The following is a 14,815-nucleotide window of genomic DNA, read 5'->3' as shown; positions in this document are numbered from 1 at the left end:
AAGAGAATAATGCTTGAAATTTAGCATCAAACAACCTGTCGCGCTGCCCCTCCAGAGTTTTAGGCAAATCTTCAAGACGATCAGGTATTCCCCGGGCGGCGCCGGGCTCCTAACATGGGAACCCTGCCGGATCGCCTTTTTCGACGCGCGCAGCGTGCGCGGTCATCGACCGCCATGCGCCGACAACTTGCCAACGGCGGCCCCCAACGCTCGCGCCCCGATCCCGGTTCATGCTGCGGCCCGCCGCATCCGCAACCCAGTGTTGCGCATCGTCGGCGCGTCGCATGTTGCGCCATCACCCTCTTTGCTGGAGCCATCCATGAGCACGACGTATGCCTATGCAGCGACCGACGCCACCGCGCCGCTCGCCCCATTTGAAATCCAGCGCCGCGCACCCCGCGCCCATGACGTGCAGATGGAAGTGCTGTACTGCGGCGTGTGCCATTCCGATCTGCATCAGGCGCGCAACGAATGGAAGAACACGATCTACCCGGTCGTGCCGGGCCACGAGATCGTAGGCCGTGTGACCGCAGTTGGTCCGAACGCGACGAAGTACAAGGTCGGTGAACTGGTCGCGGTCGGCTGTCTGGTCGATTCGTGCCGCACCTGTTCAAGCTGCGCGGAAGGTCTCGAGCAGTATTGCGAGAACGGTTGGGTGGGCACGTATAACGGTGTCGATCGCGTCGACGGACAGGTCACTTACGGTGGCTATTCGACGCAACTGGTCGTCGATGAGGCTTTCACGCTGCGCGTGCCGCAGAATCTCGACCCCGCGGGTGTCGCGCCGCTGCTGTGCGCGGGCATCACCACGTATTCGCCGCTACGCACGTGGGGCGTGGGCCCGGGCAAGAAGGTCGGGATTGTCGGCCTCGGTGGACTCGGCCATATGGGTGTGAAGCTGGCTCGGGCGATGGGCGCGCATGTCGTGCTGTTTACGACCTCGCCGTCGAAGATCGAGGACGCGAAGCGGCTTGGCGCGCATGAAGTCGTGGTTTCGAAGAATCCGCAGGAGATGGAAGCGCATGTGAATAGCTTCGATTTCATTCTCAATACGGTGGCTGCGCAGCATGATCTGAATCCGTTTTTGAATCTGCTCAAGCGTGACGCGACGATGACGTTGGTGGGTGCGCCGGAGCACGATCATCCGGCGCCGCAGGTGTTCAATCTGATCTTCAAGCGGCGGCGCCTTGCTGGTTCGCTGATTGGCGGTATTGCCGAGACCCAGGAGATGCTCGATTTCTGTGGCGAGCATGGCATTACTTCTGATATCGAAATGATTCCGATGCAGAAGATCAATGAAGCTTATGAGCGCATGCTCAAGAGCGATGTGAAGTATCGGTTTGTGGTTGATATGGATTCATTGCGGAAGTAATGGCAGCTTTTTTGGCCGCGCAGCGGGCGGGGTTTTTTTGCGCCTGCGGCGCGGGGTCCTGTTTTGTTGTTGTGTTTTTTTGCCTTCGCCCTTTTTTCTGTGTTCTTAGGGCGTTGGCCTTTCCTTGCTGACTTATCGGTCTATTGGCGTTGCCCCTGTGCGGGGCGGCACCTACTTTCTTTGCTGCTGCAAAGAAAGTAGGCAAAGAAGACAGCTTTAAACCGCTAACTCTTAAGCGGGTCCCTTTGTCCACCGCGGGTAGTGGTGCATCTGGAATCTGTGTTCCCGCACACTCCGCGTTAGTGACAAGGCCGTCATTCTTCCGGCGGCGCTGCGCGCGCCGAAGCGCCGGTCTCAAACCATTGGTCGTTTCGGCGTATTGCCGAGGCGCGGCCAATGGTCCCACTAACATAAAAAAACAGTCTGGTTTTCCTTGCATACCCGTCCGCGACGCACGTAGTGCGGAGTGGGATGGATGACGGCTTTGTCACTGCCGTGGAATGTGCGGGGGCACGGATTCCAGATGCACCACTGCCATTTGTGCAGCACGGTGCCCGCTTAAGAATTAGCGGTTTGAGCTGTCTTCTTTGCCTACTTTCTTTGCAGCAGCAAAGAAAGTAGGTGCCGCCCCGCACAGGGGCAACGCTAATAGACCGACAAGTCAGCAAGGAAAGGCCAACACCACAAGAACAAAGACAAATCCGCCGCAGGCAAAAAAAGAGAAAACCATTTGGAGCATCCCAGTGATCGACAGAATAACTGCAATGCGCACATTCATCCGAATTGTGGACACCAACAGCTTCACCCGCGCAGCGGAATCATTAAACATTCCGCGCGCAACGGCGACGACGATCGTCCAAAACCTGGAAGCCCTGCTGGGCACAGCGCTGTTAGTCCGCACGACGCGCCGCCTGAGCATCACACCAGAAGGCGCAGCCTATTACGAACGCTGCGCGCAAATCCTGGCCGACATCGACGAAATGGAAGCCAGCCTCCGTAATTCGACCGACAACCTCACCGGCCGCCTCCGCATCGAAATGCCCAGCGCGGTAGCGAGTGCAATCGTGCTGCCGTCGCTAGACGACTTCCACACCCGTTACCCGAACCTCGACCTCGCGATCGGCGTCAGCAACCGCACCGTCGATCTGGTCTCCGAAGCAATCGACTGCAGCATCCAGCTCGGTGAATTGCCCGATTCCAATCTCGTCGCGCGGCAACTCGGCACGCTCGATCACGTCACCTGCGCGAGTCCGGCCTACCTGGCCCGCCACGGCACGCCCGCCGATCTCGACGATCTGCGCGCGCACGTCGCGGTCAACTGCGTGTCGCCGCATAGCGGCCGCGAATGCGACTTCGATTTCGAAGTGGGCGGCGAAGCGCGCAAGGTCAAGCTCAACGGCTTCGTACAGGTCAGCGACGAACAGGCGTACCTGACCTGCGGACTGCAAGGCCTCGGCATGATCCAGCCCGCGCGCATCGCCGCGCAGCCTTACCTCGATTCGGGCTTGCTGCATGAAGTGCTGCCGCAATGGAAACCCGTGCCGATGCCGGTCTCGGTCGCGTATGTGAAGAACCGCCGCGTGTCGCCGCGCGTGCGCGCGTTCGTCGATTGGCTCGCGGAGCTGTTCGAGAAAGCCGGGCACGTCGAGCAGGATCTGTCGCGCGTGCGTCAGTTGCTGCGCGGCCTGCATCCCGCGTGAAGCGGGTGCGGGCGCGCGGCGCTCGCGCGTTGACTAGTCCAACGGCCGCACCGGCACCGGCCGCGTCAACAGATCGACATAGAAATTAAAAAACGCCGGATTATCAAATCGTTTGACGACCGTCATCTTCTGCAAACCCGGCGGCGGCGAACTCGTATAGCCCCTTGCCTTACCATCGTTGGCGCCGAAGCCCGTATCCACATCCACCCACTCCTCGACGGTCTGCGTCGCGAACGACGGATGCATCAGATAGGCGAGCGTCAGCGTGTCCCAGATGTTCGTCGTGTAGTTCGGATCGGTCTCGAAGCCGTCCTTGCCGTCGTATCCGTAGCCGTTCAGCGTCCTGAACAGTTGCGTGATGATGGTCTGCTTCGCCGGATCGTGCGCGACGCGATCGTACAGTGCCTTGTCCATTTTCACGGTATCCGTCACGTCGAGCGGAATCACCGTCTGTTTGATCGGCAGACGCAGCACCGCTTTCGCCGCTGCGGGATCGAACCACCAGTTGAATTCGGCGGCGGGCGTGGTATTGCCCCGCACGTCGATCGCGCCGCCCATGTAAATGATCTGCTTGATCTGCGGCACGATCTCGAGATGCTCGCGCGTGGCCAACGCGATGTTGGTCAGCGGGCCGATCGCGAGGATCGTCACCTCGCCCGGGTACCGCTTGACCGATTCGGCGAGGAAGTCGATCGCGCTCTGGCTCTGCACCTTCGTGTGCCTAGCGAAGCCGTCCGGCGGCGCGACGAGGTCGCTAGCCGATTTCGGCTCGGGCTTGCTCCATGCGCCAACATAGCCATCGCCGCCGGGGAATTCCATCAGTTCCCGCTGGATCGTTTTGAAGTTGTGCGTCAGTGCGTAGTTGGCGCCCGCATAGACGCCGATCTGTTGTTCGACGCCGAGTCGTTCGACCGATTTCAGCGCATCGGCAACACCTTGCTTCAGCCACTGATTGCCCGACACCACGGTAATGCCGAGCACTTTCAGGGAGCCCTGCGCCTGCAATTGCGCAGCCATCACCCCGAGCTGGCCGTCGTCGCCGAGCGTGTTGTAGTCGCTGTCGATGATCACCTTCGGCGGATCGCTCCGGGCATCGAGACTGCTGCTGGCGCAAGCCGTGAGATCGAGTGTGGTTGCCACGCTTGCCGCCCAGATCAATGCCACGAGAATTCGCCTCATCGATGCCCCGTTTGGAATGCCGCTGAGCGACGCGGACAAGGAAACCATCATAGGCGCAAGCCGTATCAATGACGAATAATCCACGCGGCAACGACAGCACACGCAAAAGCGGCTCGCGACGCCACTGCAACGTCGCGAGCCGCTTCGAATAGCGCGCTGTCAAAAGCCCGTTACTGCGATTCCTCCGCCCACACGGCGTTCTCCCGCGTCATCAACGCGGTCGATGCCGCCGGTCCGAACGTGCCCGCCGAATATGAGCGCGGCCGCTCGCCCGACTTCGCCCAGCCTTCGAGAATCGGCTCGGCCCACGCCCATGCCGCTTCGAGTTCGTCGCGGCGCATGAAGTGCGTCAAACGTCCGCGGATCACGTCGATCAGAAGCCGCTCATAGGCTTCCGCGCGACGCTCGGTGAACGCCTGCTGCAGGTCGAGGTTCAGGCTCACCGGCAGCATGTGCATGCCGCTGCCCGGCTCTTTCGCGAGCACCTGCAACTGGATCGACTCTTCGGGTTGCAACTGGATCACCAGACGATTGCCGTAGGTTCGTCCACCACTCGGGATGATCGAGAACGGCAGATCGGAGAATTCGATGACGATCTCCGACAGCTTCTTCTGCATCCGCTTGCCGGTGCGCAGGAAGAACGGCACGTTGGCCCAGCGCCAGTTGTTGATCCGCGCGCGCAACGCGACGAAGGTTTCGGCGCGGCTGCCCGCCGGCACGTTGTCTTCCTCTAGGTAGCCCTTGACCGCCTCGCCATCCACCGCGCCCGCCGTGTACTGGCCGCGCACCGTATCGCGCGCGATGTCCTCGGGCGTCATCGGCCGCAGCGAGCGCAGCACCTTCAGCTTTTCGTCGCGCACCGCGTCGGGATCGAGCGACACCGGCGGCTCCATCGCGACGATGCACAGCAGTTGCAGCAGGTGGTTCTGCACCATGTCGCGCAGCGCGCCGGTCTTGTCGTAGAACCCCGCGCGGCTGCCCACGCCGACCGTTTCGGCCACCGTGATCTGCACGCTCTTGATGTACGGCGCCTGCCACAGCGGCCCGAAAATCGGATTGCCGAAGCGCAGGACCATCAGGTTCTGCACGGTTTCCTTGCCGAGGTAGTGGTCGATCCGGTAGATCTGCGCTTCTTCGAAATGCTTGCCGACCGCGTTGTTGATCTCCTGCGCGGACGCGAGATCGTGGCCGAGCGGCTTTTCGAGCACCACCCGCGAATTGCCGTCGACGAGTCCGGCCGACGACAGGTTGTCGCAGATATGGGTGAACAGATCCGGCGACGTCGCCAGATAGAACACGCGGTTCACGCCGTCGCGCGACGCTTCCTTCAGGCGCAGGTAGTCCTCGGCCGCATCGACGTCCATCCGCACGTATTCGAAAATCGCGAGAAATTTGTCCCACGCCGACGCGTCGAACGCTTTATTGTCGATGAAGGGCTTCGCCTTCTGCTCCATGAATTCGCTGATGTATTCATCGCGCGACCAGGGTTTGCGGCCGATCGTCAGAATGCGGGTGTCGGGCGGGAGGTTGCAGTGCAGATGCGCCATGTACAGCGCGGGCAGCAGCTTGCGGAACGACAGGTCGCCGGTGCCGCCGAAGATGATCATGTCGAGCGGCAGGTCGGGTGTGGCAGGAGCTTGTTGGGTCGTCATGGCACGGTCGCAGCGTCTAGGGGGAAGGCGTCGATCAGGAATCGGCGGCGGGCGGACGGGCTACGGCTCACGTCCGCTATGGCGCTTTTTCCGGCAAACATCTATGGTGCAACGTTTTGAGATAGTTTGCACGGCAACATCTGCCGCAGGTTAGCGCAAGTTGCCAATCTTGCGCGCCAGACAGTTGTTTTTTCGGGATATTTTGCGCGATTCTTTGCCGGTTGGGCCGCTGACGGTCAGCCGCGCGCCAGCGCGTCACGTGCGACCCGGCACGCGGCCAGATCCCACGCCGCGCAGCCGACGCTCTTGAACATCACCGGCCCCGCCGGCAAGGGCGGCGTCTGCTCGAGCACCGCGGCGATCCCGCCCACCCGCGCCCAATCGACACCGGCCTGAATGAAATCGCCGGCCTCGTGCATTGCGCCAGCCTGATCGTCGACGAACAGCGCGCTGCCCGCGATCGTAGTCGCGCCGATCTCGACCATCTGCGGCGTGAAAGCGCCGACGCCGATCACGAGCCGCTCGGCGCGCGCCGTCTCGTCGTAGACCGGCTGTTTGCTCGTGGTCAACGCGATCACGACGTCGACCGAGGTGGGAATCGACGCGCCCGCATCCGCGAGCGGCCGCAGCTCACGCACCTTGCCGCGCTGCGCCGCGCAGAACGCTTCGGCGCGCGCGGGCGCGCTGCCCTTGACCCACACGCGCGCGTCGGGAAACAGTTCGCCGATCGCCTCCAGATGATTGAGCGCCTGCGTGCCGGTGCCGATCAGCAGGAATTCACGTGGCGTGCGCGCGGCGAACGTCGCGATGCCGAGCATCGACATCGCCGCGGTCCGGCGCCCCGTCACTGTCGGACCATCGAGGATGAACAGCGTCTCGCCGGTATCGGCATCGAAGGCCATGACCTGACCGTGGATCGTCGGCAGATGGCGCGCGCCGTTGCTCGCGCACACATTGACGAGCTTGTGGATCGCGAGATCGGGCGCGGTGGCGGGCATCGACAGCATGACGCCACCGGCGTTCAGCGGCACAACGAGCCGCTCGGGGCTCACGATGCGTCGTTGCGCGTAGTCGATGCTAGCGCGCCTCAACGCGTCGACAAGCGCTGCGTAAGGCATCAGCCGCGCGGTGGTGGCGGCGTCGAAGATTTGTGTGGTCGGGCGGGTCATGGGCGGAACGATCCAATGGGGGATGGAGTGGGCATGACGTCACCGTAACCGAGCGCGAAAAAATTGACCAGTCGTGTGGACGTCTACTGCCCGCCGAATCGCGAACTCCGCTTCATGCCCAGCGCGCCGGCTAGCTCGTGCCGCGGCTGAGCGTCATCCCCCGCCCTGCATAGAAACGCGACATCGTCGCGAACGGCAGGTACACGTCGGACTGATGCGGCGCGACGCCCGACGGGTTGTGAAACCACACGCCGCCGCGATCCCGCCCGTGCAGCAGGATCAGATGACCGCCCCGCCGCTGGTTCGTCCGCTGCGGATAGCGGATCTCGGGACTCACCGACACGATCGCGAGCGTATCGTCGTCGAGCCGCGCCGCGATCTCCTCGAGCGACGCCTGTGGCAGCACGTCGATATCGAGGCCGAACGCCGGGCCGGCCCAGTCGGCGAACGGCCGGTAGATCAGACCGTCGACGCCACCATCGTCGCGCAACCGGTATACGCCGTGCCGCAGCGCGTCGTCGAGCAGTGCGGCGCGCGGCGCGTGATCGATGCCCCAGTAGTCGAGAGCCGACTCGAGGCACGTCAGCCCGCACAGGCGTTGCGCCCAGAAGCGATAGCGCTCGGGGTCGGCGAAACCGCTGCGCTGCCAGTGCGGATCGTCGCACGGGTCGCGCTGCTGTTCGACGATGTCGCGCACCCACTCGGGGCTGCCCCATTGCGTGTAGTACGGGACGTCGGCGTGGCGGAGGACGGGTTCGGTCATCGGTGCTATCGGTCGGATTGGGTTGGATCGGGCTGGGTTGCGCGGGGTTACAGCATGCTGCGCGGCCGCTTCATCGTGCCGTCGAAGAAACGCTGCAAACGGAACGCCGACAGTTCGAGCGACGCCTCGCCGCCATCGTTGAGTTCAGCCAGCAGCTTGCCGACGATCGGCCCCATCGCGAAACCGTGACCGCAGAAGCCGGTCGCGATCGTCAGGCCCGGGACCTGCGGCGGCGCATCGATCACCGGAATGCCGTCGGGCAACACGTCGATCAGCCCCGCCCACGCCTCGACCACCTGGGCGTCGCGCAACGCCGGAAACAGTGCGCGCAGCTTTTTCAGCGCGCGCGGCGCGTGGCTCGCGTTCGGCTGGGGATGCGGGTCGCGCGGATAGAGCACGCGTTCGGCGTCGGGCACGCCGCCTGGCAGACGTTCGCGCAGATCGTGCAAACAGGCGCCGTTCAGATGGAAGCTGAACTTCTCCCGCTGCGTCCACAGTTCGGGCAAAAACCATTTCAGCGCGCGGAAATGACCGAGCGTCATGTCGACGTCGACCTGCATGTCGTCGGCGAGATTGATCGCGCCGTTCGCGCGCTGCCGGATGCCGAGACCGTGGCCCCAGAAGGTCGACGCCGTGATCGGCGGCAGCGGGTTGGTGCGCATGCAGGTACCGCGCACGGCCTGCTGCGGCAGTTCGAGACCGAGCGTTCCGAGCAGCCGCCAGCTGCTCGCGCCGGCCACGCAGATCAGACGCGAGGTACGAATCGTGCCGCGCTCGGTGACCACACCAGCGATCGCACCGCCCGCGCGTTCGACGCCGACCACGCCGCAGCCCTCGAAAAACAGCGCGCCGGTTTCGGCCGCGCGTGCCGCGAAGGCCGCGGCGACGCGGCGCGGTTCGGCCTGACCGTCGCTTGGCGTGTACAGGCCGCCGAGCGCGGGGCCCTGCATGCCGGTCACCACGGCGTCGATCTGCCTGCGGTCGAGCGTGCGGGTATCGAGGCCATACTGACGCGCGACCTCGATCCATTGCTGAAACGATGTCCAGTCTTCGTCATGGGTGGCGACATACCGGCAACCGCCCTGGCGCCATTCGAGATCGAAATTCAGCTCGCGTTCGAGTTCTTTCCACAATGGAATGCTGGCCATCATCAGCGGCACCTCCGCGGCTTCGCGACCCTGCTGACGCACGAAGCCCCACGCGCGCGATGACTGCTGCCCGGCGATCCGCGACTTGTCGAGCACCGCCACCGACAGGCCGCGCCGCGCCAGGTAATAAGCGGCCGCGCAGCCCATGATGCCGGCACCGGCGATCACGACGTCGGCGTGGCTGGGAAACGGTTGGTCGGCGAGCGTGAAGGTCGAGTGCAGCGGGTAAGCCGTGGTCATTGGTGGGCGGGTTGGAGAGGTGGGCGTCATCTTCGCAGTGCGGGCCATTGTCCGCAATGACGAGCGACGTCGGCACCGCGGCTGGTAGCAGCCGGCGCCTGCCGAAATGCCCGATTATCCGTCACACGAATATTCGTCGATTATGCGTCACGCAAATATTTGACAAATATTCGTCTCACGCATAAATTGCATTTATTCGTTTTGCAGATAATCCGCCCATGCTCCATTTGATCGCCACTTCGGACCAGCTCGCGCAGTTGCTAGCGGCCAGCCGCCGCCAGGCCGGCCTCACGCAGACCGAGGCCGCCGCGCGCGTCGGCGTGAGCCAAAGCCGCATTTCCACGCTCGAAACCGATGCGAGCGGGCTCACGCTCACCCAGCTGCTCGCGCTGTGCGGCGCCTACGGCCTGCAACTGCAGTTGCGCGACAAAAATCAGCCGAGCTCCGAGCCGGCACCGAACGTCGAGTGGTGAGATGGCCCGGCAAACCGCTTCGAAGGCATTGTCGGTGTGGGCCAACGGCGAGCGCGTCGGGCTCTGGCGGCTGCCCGCGCGCGGCCCGATGGAGTTCGCCTACGACGCCGCCTGGATCGCGTCGCCCGCGGGTCGTCCGCTGTCGCTGTCGCTGCCGTTCACGCCCGGCAACATGACGCACAAAGGGCCGCGGGTGCTCAACTACTTCGACAACCTGCTGCCCGACAGCGACGTCATCCGCAAACGCATCGCGCAGCGCTACCGGACCGAAACGCTCGACGCGTTCGACCTGCTGCAGGCCATCGGCCGCGACTGCGTCGGCGCGGTCCAGCTGCTCGCCGAAGACGACGCGCCGGCCGGGGTCCAGCGCATCGAAGGCACGCCGCTTTCCGACGACGACATCGAGGCGCTGCTCGCGCAGACGGTCGGCAAACCGACGCTCGGCGCGCCCGACGAATTTGACGATTTCCGCATCTCGCTCGCCGGCGCGCAGGAGAAAACCGCGCTGCTGTGGCACGACGGCCAATGGCAACGGCCGCACGGCGCGACGCCGACCACGCATATCTTCAAGCTGCCGCTCGGGCTGGTCGGCAACCGGCTCGCCGATCTCAGCACGTCGGTCGAAAACGAGTGGCTGTGTCTGCGGATTCTGCGCGCGTTCGGCCTGCCGGTCGCGAACACCGAGGTGCTCAGGTTCGGCAAGCAGCGCGTGCTCGCCGTCGAACGCTTCGACCGGCAGATGCATTCGAGCGGCAGCTGGCTGCTGCGTCTGCCGCAGGAAGATTTCTGCCAGGTGTACGGCGTGCCGTCGCATCGCAAGTACGAAAACGAGGGCGGCCCCGGCGTGCTCGACCTCGCGCGGATTCTGCAGCAATCGGTCGAGGCGCGGCAGGACATCGAGACCCTGCTCGCGAGCCAGATCCTGTTCTGGATGCTGGCCGCGCCGGACGGCCACGCGAAGAACTTCAGCATCCGCCTGCTCGCCGGTGGCCAGTACCGTCTGACGCCGCTTTACGACGTGATGTCGATCTGGCCGGTCGAGGGCAACGGCCCGAACCAGTGGTCGTGGTACAAGGCGCGGCTTGCGATGGGTCTATGGTCGCGCAGCAAGCACGATGCGTTTCGCGACGTGCAGCGGCGACACTTCAACGCGATGGCGTTGAAGTGCTCGTACGGCGCCGACGCCGAGCCGCTGCTCCAGCGTCTGATCGAGCAGACACCTGGCGTGATCGAGCGGGTGTCGGCGGAGTTGCCCGAGCGCTTTCCGGGCAAGGTCGCCGAGCGGATTTTCAAAGGACTTCAAAATTCGGCGGCCCGGCTTGACACGATGCCGGCAAGCTGAACGCGGACCGCGCGTGCCGGCCCAAACCCCATACCTCCGGACGCACTTTTCATTGCGCGTCTCGCCTGGCTTTTCCGCAAGGGCGGACGGGCCAGGCTTTGCGGCAAGCGGCCGGATCCGTCGCCTTGCGCACTACTCATTCGTGGATTCCCTACGGTTTCGTCATCGATTCACCGGTAGAATGCCTTTTGATGCTCAATGCATCAAAGTCACCGGCACGGCCATGGCGTCGCTTGCATCAGCGGACTCGGCGGCCGGTCTGACAAAATCATAAATGGTGAATTTTTTTTACGGTACATTTGCTGTCCCCGCGTGGCCGATTCATGCGCATAGCATGCGCAGGGTCGGCTTGCGCCTGCCGACCGCGCTCCAGATGTACCTTTTAACCCGGCGGATTTTCACGCAGCATGGCCAACGAAACACACTCACCCGACTCCATCGCGGTTGCCGAGCGCGTGCGCGAGTTGATGAGCAGGCATGGAATCGGCAAGCGACAGCAAACCACGGAGCTATGCCGCATCCTCGATCTGAGTTTTTCTCAGGGGCACCGCAAACTGCGCGGCAATAGTCCGTGGACGCTGTCGCAGATCAAGAAAGTCGCCGAGGTATTCGACGAACCCGCGGCGCAGCTGTTCGGCGCGCAGTCGCTCGATCCGGGCGTCGTCGGCGCGATCGCCCAGGAGGCGGTGTTCTGCATCGGCGCGACCGAAATCGCCTGCACCGCGTGGGTCGGCGCGGCGCTCGAACCGGGTAGCCGCCCGGAATTCGTCGCCTATTCGCGGCTCGGTCAATGGCGCGTCTCGCGTCATGATGGCGCGCTGTATCAGAGCGCGTACGAAGTCCACAAGATCGAGATCTATCCGCGCCGCGCCGAGACCGACAAGCCGGCCATCGCGGTGGTCGACGACGACCGTGCAAGCGCCGATAACCTGCGCGATTATCTGGAGCGCAGCGGCTTCACGGCGGTCGCGATCTATGGGCTCGCGGCCTTCAGCGAGCAGTTGCAAACGCAAGTGTTCGACGGCGTGATCATCGACTGGCTGTTCGGCTCGCAGACCTCCGCGGCCGCGATTCGCGCGGTGCGCGCGTCGGAGAACCCGGACGCGCCGATCTTCGTGCTCACCGGCGAACTGCTGACCGGCAAGGCCAGCGAATCGGAGATCAGCGAGGTGATCCGCGATTACGACGTCGCGTGCTACGAGAAGCCCGCGCGCATGGCGATCCTCGTCGCCGATCTGTCGAAGCGGCTGAACCGCCCCTGAAGCGCGGGCGCCGATGCGCGCCCCGTTCGCGGCAGCGCCGCCTTCACGCACTCACGCGCTCACGCCTGATGCCGCGCCGACAGCGCCCGCTGCAGGGCGTGCTTCAGATCCTCGTAATGGACTGGCTTTAACAGCGCCTCGAACACCGACGGCGCGCCAGTCGCGCCACTTTCGCCATTCCGCACGACCTCCGGCGCGTACGCGCTGACCACGATCACCGGCACGCCCGCCGACGGTCCGTCGCGCGTCGCGAAGTCTTCGAGAAACGTGTAGCCATCGCGCTCCGGCATGTGCAGATCGAGCAGCACCACTTCGCAGCGGTGGGTGTCGAGCCACGCGAGCGCGTCGTTGGCATTGCCGAGTGCGAGCGAGTCGTAGCCCATGTGCGCGACCATTTCGCTGAGCGACTCGCGGATCAGCCGGTTATCGTCGATGATCAGCACGCACGGCTGCGCGCCGTCCGGCTCGGCTTGCTCCGCGACGTCGGCCGGCTCGACGCTTGCGACCGGCACGACCGGGATCGTCACCGTGAAGCTGGTGCCCTCGCCGACCGTGCTCGCAACATCGACCGTGCCGCCGAACAGCTTCACGAGCCCTTGCACGATCGTGAGCCCCATCCCCGCGCCTTCGAAGCGGCGCGTGCGCGACGCGTCGAGCTGCGTGAACTCCTCGAAGATCAGCGGGATCTGTTCGGACGGCACGCCCGGCCCCGTATCGCTGACGACGAAAACCAGCAGCGCCGGCTCTTGCCGCAGTTCGACGCGCACCGTGCCGGTCTCGGTGTAGCGGATTGCGTTGGTGACGAGGTTGTTGACGATCTGCCGGATGCGGTGCGGGTCCGACTCGACGAGCCCGCTCGCGCCGCTCGCCTCGCTTTCGAGCTCGAGCCCGCGCGTCCTGGCGGACATCGTGTGTTCATCGACGATCGACGCCAGCAGCTCGCGCGGCTCGAAATGCTGGTGCCGCAGTTCGAGCTTGCCGGCGCCAAGGCGCGCGTAGTCGGTCAGGTCCTTCATCTGCGCCTCGAGATGGCGCGCCGCGGTTTCGAGCCGCTGGATCACGTTGCGGTCGGCCTCCGAGTGATAGTTGAAGCCGAGCAGTTCCACTGACGAGACGATCGCATGCAGCGGCGTGCGCAGCTCATGGCCGATCATGCCCAGAAACGCATCCTTCGCGAGGCTCGCCTCGCGCGCCGCGCGGCTCGCCTGATGCTCGGCTTCCAGCGCTGCGCGCTGCTGGCGCATCAGCCGCGTGCGGCGCCGGCCGTTGAGCACGAGCAGCAGCGTCGCCGCCGCCGACAGCAATAGCAGCACCAGACCGCCCGCGAACAGAAAGCGGCGCTTGTCGATGAAATCGCGGTTCATCGCCTCGCGGTCGGCGACGTCAGCGAAACGGCGCGACAGCGCGAGATCGTTGACCTCGCTCCAGTGCTGGCGCAGCTGCGCGTCGATCCGCGCGGCACCCGCACGGTCGCGCTGCAGTACGTCGACCTCGGGCTGGATGTCGTCGAGCACAGTCTCGAGCGTCTTGATTTCGTCGAGCTGCCGCTGCAACAGAGCGAGCTGCGCGGAGAGCCGCTGCGTCGAGCCGGCCATCACGCGCAGCTTCGATTGCAGCAGCTGGAAGCGCAGCAGCAACCGCTGATAATCGTCGTCGGCACCGGACTGATACAGCAGCAACTGGTTCTCGAAGCGCGCGTACGCGATCTGCAGTTGCGCGGCGTCCCAGTAGAAACCGTCGTAGGTACCGGTCAGCTGCTCGGTCGCGCGCGGGTTCAACAGGTTCGCATAGAGCAGATAGCCGATCGCGCCGGCGGGCGCCGCGAGCGCCATCAGCCAGATCAGCACGTACAACACGCGCCGCCACGGACGGCGCGCTATTTGACGATGAGGGCCTTGATCTGCCATACGAATTTCGAGTCGCCGACCGCGCCAGTCAGTTCATCGGGAAAAGCGTCGCGCGGATAGATCAGAAACAGCGGCCCGAAGTCGCTGAGTTTCAGCCGCTGGCCGTTCATGCTGTACGCGACGATCACGCCGTAGCGTTCGCAGTCCGACACCGGCACGGTGTAGGTGTAGTCGTCGAACGTGTGGAGTTCGATCTGGGTGCCGTGCGCGCCGACGGCCTTCAGGATGTCGGCGAGCCTGGGCCCGGTGAACGTCGAGCGCGGCGTCCAGGTGGTCGAGGTCGTGATCGTATGCACGGGCAGCGCGAGCAGTTGAGCCTCGTCAAAGTGATAGGTGCGATGCGCGGCGTCGTTGGTATTGGCGATCTTGCCCTGCACGTCGAGCGCCAGCGCCGGCGACTGCCGCGCGCCCGGCTGCGCATGCGCGCAACAGACGGAAAGCCCGACGATCAGTCCCGCCAGCCCCGTCAGCCAACGCATCCGCCAGGGCACACCGGTTCCGCTGGCTGCGTTGCGCAGCGTTGCAATCAGATTGGCCATTTGCTTTTTTTATCCGTTTTCGTTGATTCGCCGGACCGCGGGCGGCGCCACGGTCAGCCGATCTCATGC

The 14,815-nt window shown here is 64.3% G+C and carries 12 protein-coding genes; 5 read left to right on the top strand and 7 right to left on the bottom strand.

The window, feature by feature from the left end:
• Window positions 1-319 precede the first annotated feature (319 nt).
• Window positions 320-1,372, top strand: a complete 1,053-nt coding sequence (locus HDG39_RS21745) for an NAD(P)-dependent alcohol dehydrogenase (protein WP_184008486.1) — start codon at window positions 320-322, stop codon at window positions 1,370-1,372.
• Window positions 1,373-2,115: 743 nt separating this feature from the next.
• Window positions 2,116-3,072 (top strand): LysR family transcriptional regulator, encoded by a 957-nt coding sequence (locus HDG39_RS21740; protein ID WP_184008484.1) that lies wholly within the window; start codon window positions 2,116-2,118, stop codon window positions 3,070-3,072.
• A gap of 33 nt (window positions 3,073-3,105) precedes the next feature.
• Here the strand turns inward: HDG39_RS21740 and HDG39_RS21735 are convergent, their stop codons facing one another.
• The 5 genes from HDG39_RS21735 to HDG39_RS21715 form a co-directional block, all read right to left on the bottom strand.
• A complete protein-coding gene (locus HDG39_RS21735; RefSeq protein ID WP_184008482.1) occupies window positions 3,106-4,251 on the bottom strand; it encodes a nucleoside hydrolase in 1,146 nt (381 codons plus the stop codon).
• A 170-nt stretch (window positions 4,252-4,421) separates the two neighbouring features.
• A complete protein-coding gene (gene zwf, locus HDG39_RS21730) occupies window positions 4,422-5,903 on the bottom strand; it encodes a glucose-6-phosphate dehydrogenase (RefSeq protein WP_184008480.1) in 1,482 nt (493 codons plus the stop codon).
• Between the two features lie 236 nt (window positions 5,904-6,139).
• A complete protein-coding gene (gene lhpI / locus HDG39_RS21725; protein WP_184008478.1) occupies window positions 6,140-7,072 on the bottom strand; it encodes a bifunctional Delta(1)-pyrroline-2-carboxylate/Delta(1)-piperideine-2-carboxylate reductase in 933 nt (310 codons plus the stop codon).
• Window positions 7,073-7,202: 130 nt separating this feature from the next.
• On the bottom strand, window positions 7,203-7,835 hold the full coding sequence (locus tag HDG39_RS21720) for a cysteine peptidase family C39 domain-containing protein (protein WP_184008476.1): 633 nt from the start codon (window positions 7,833-7,835) through the stop codon (window positions 7,203-7,205).
• A gap of 47 nt (window positions 7,836-7,882) precedes the next feature.
• A complete protein-coding gene (locus tag HDG39_RS21715; protein ID WP_184008474.1) occupies window positions 7,883-9,223 on the bottom strand; it encodes an NAD(P)/FAD-dependent oxidoreductase in 1,341 nt (446 codons plus the stop codon).
• A 218-nt stretch (window positions 9,224-9,441) separates the two neighbouring features.
• Between HDG39_RS21715 and HDG39_RS21710 the strand changes: the two genes are divergently transcribed.
• From HDG39_RS21710 to HDG39_RS21700, 3 genes are all read left to right on the top strand, one after another.
• Window positions 9,442-9,696 carry a helix-turn-helix domain-containing protein gene (locus HDG39_RS21710; RefSeq protein ID WP_018420847.1) on the top strand — a complete coding sequence of 85 codons (255 nt, stop codon included), beginning with the start codon at window positions 9,442-9,444 and terminating at the stop codon, window positions 9,694-9,696.
• A gap of 1 nt (window position 9,697) precedes the next feature.
• Window positions 9,698-11,038, top strand: a complete 1,341-nt coding sequence (locus tag HDG39_RS21705) for a type II toxin-antitoxin system HipA family toxin (protein WP_184008473.1) — start codon at window positions 9,698-9,700, stop codon at window positions 11,036-11,038.
• A 407-nt stretch (window positions 11,039-11,445) separates the two neighbouring features.
• Window positions 11,446-12,300, top strand: a complete 855-nt coding sequence (locus HDG39_RS21700; protein WP_090806040.1) for a helix-turn-helix domain-containing protein — start codon at window positions 11,446-11,448, stop codon at window positions 12,298-12,300.
• A gap of 59 nt (window positions 12,301-12,359) precedes the next feature.
• Here the strand turns inward: HDG39_RS21700 and HDG39_RS21695 are convergent, their stop codons facing one another.
• Window positions 12,360-14,207 (bottom strand): ATP-binding response regulator, encoded by a 1,848-nt coding sequence (locus tag HDG39_RS21695; RefSeq protein ID WP_184008472.1) that lies wholly within the window; start codon window positions 14,205-14,207, stop codon window positions 12,360-12,362.
• Window positions 14,177-14,746, bottom strand: coding sequence for a putative pterin-binding protein (locus HDG39_RS21690; RefSeq protein ID WP_184008471.1), 570 nt, complete (start codon window positions 14,744-14,746; stop codon window positions 14,177-14,179). The genes HDG39_RS21695 and HDG39_RS21690 overlap by 31 nt, the downstream gene beginning before the upstream one ends.
• Window positions 14,747-14,815 lie beyond the last annotated feature (69 nt).

Source organism: Paraburkholderia lebeckiae (assembly GCF_014201005.1).
In the GTDB taxonomy this organism is placed as follows: domain Bacteria; phylum Pseudomonadota; class Gammaproteobacteria; order Burkholderiales; family Burkholderiaceae; genus Paraburkholderia; species Paraburkholderia tuberum.
Note: the sequence above shows the minus strand (reverse complement) of the source record. Positions and strands in the feature narration are given on the sequence as shown.

What these genes read in the sequence shown, in the direction of transcription:
- HDG39_RS21745 (WP_184008486.1), top strand. Translation starts at nt 320, where the DNA reads ATGAGCACGACGTATGCCTATGCAGCGACCGACGCCACCGCGCCGCTC.
- HDG39_RS21735 (WP_184008482.1), bottom strand. Translation starts at nt 4,251, where the DNA reads ATGAGGCGAATTCTCGTGGCATTGATCTGGGCGGCAAGCGTGGCAACC.
- zwf (WP_184008480.1), bottom strand. Translation starts at nt 5,903, where the DNA reads ATGACGACCCAACAAGCTCCTGCCACACCCGACCTGCCGCTCGACATG.
- lhpI (WP_184008478.1), bottom strand. Translation starts at nt 7,072, where the DNA reads ATGACCCGCCCGACCACACAAATCTTCGACGCCGCCACCACCGCGCGG.
- HDG39_RS21720 (WP_184008476.1), bottom strand. Translation starts at nt 7,835, where the DNA reads ATGACCGAACCCGTCCTCCGCCACGCCGACGTCCCGTACTACACGCAA.
- HDG39_RS21715 (WP_184008474.1), bottom strand. Translation starts at nt 9,223, where the DNA reads ATGACCACGGCTTACCCGCTGCACTCGACCTTCACGCTCGCCGACCAA.
- HDG39_RS21710 (WP_018420847.1), top strand. Translation starts at nt 9,442, where the DNA reads ATGCTCCATTTGATCGCCACTTCGGACCAGCTCGCGCAGTTGCTAGCG.
- HDG39_RS21705 (WP_184008473.1), top strand. Translation starts at nt 9,698, where the DNA reads ATGGCCCGGCAAACCGCTTCGAAGGCATTGTCGGTGTGGGCCAACGGC.
- HDG39_RS21700 (WP_090806040.1), top strand. Translation starts at nt 11,446, where the DNA reads ATGGCCAACGAAACACACTCACCCGACTCCATCGCGGTTGCCGAGCGC.
- HDG39_RS21695 (WP_184008472.1), bottom strand. Translation starts at nt 14,207, where the DNA reads ATGGCAGATCAAGGCCCTCATCGTCAAATAGCGCGCCGTCCGTGGCGG.
- HDG39_RS21690 (WP_184008471.1), bottom strand. Translation starts at nt 14,746, where the DNA reads ATGGCCAATCTGATTGCAACGCTGCGCAACGCAGCCAGCGGAACCGGT.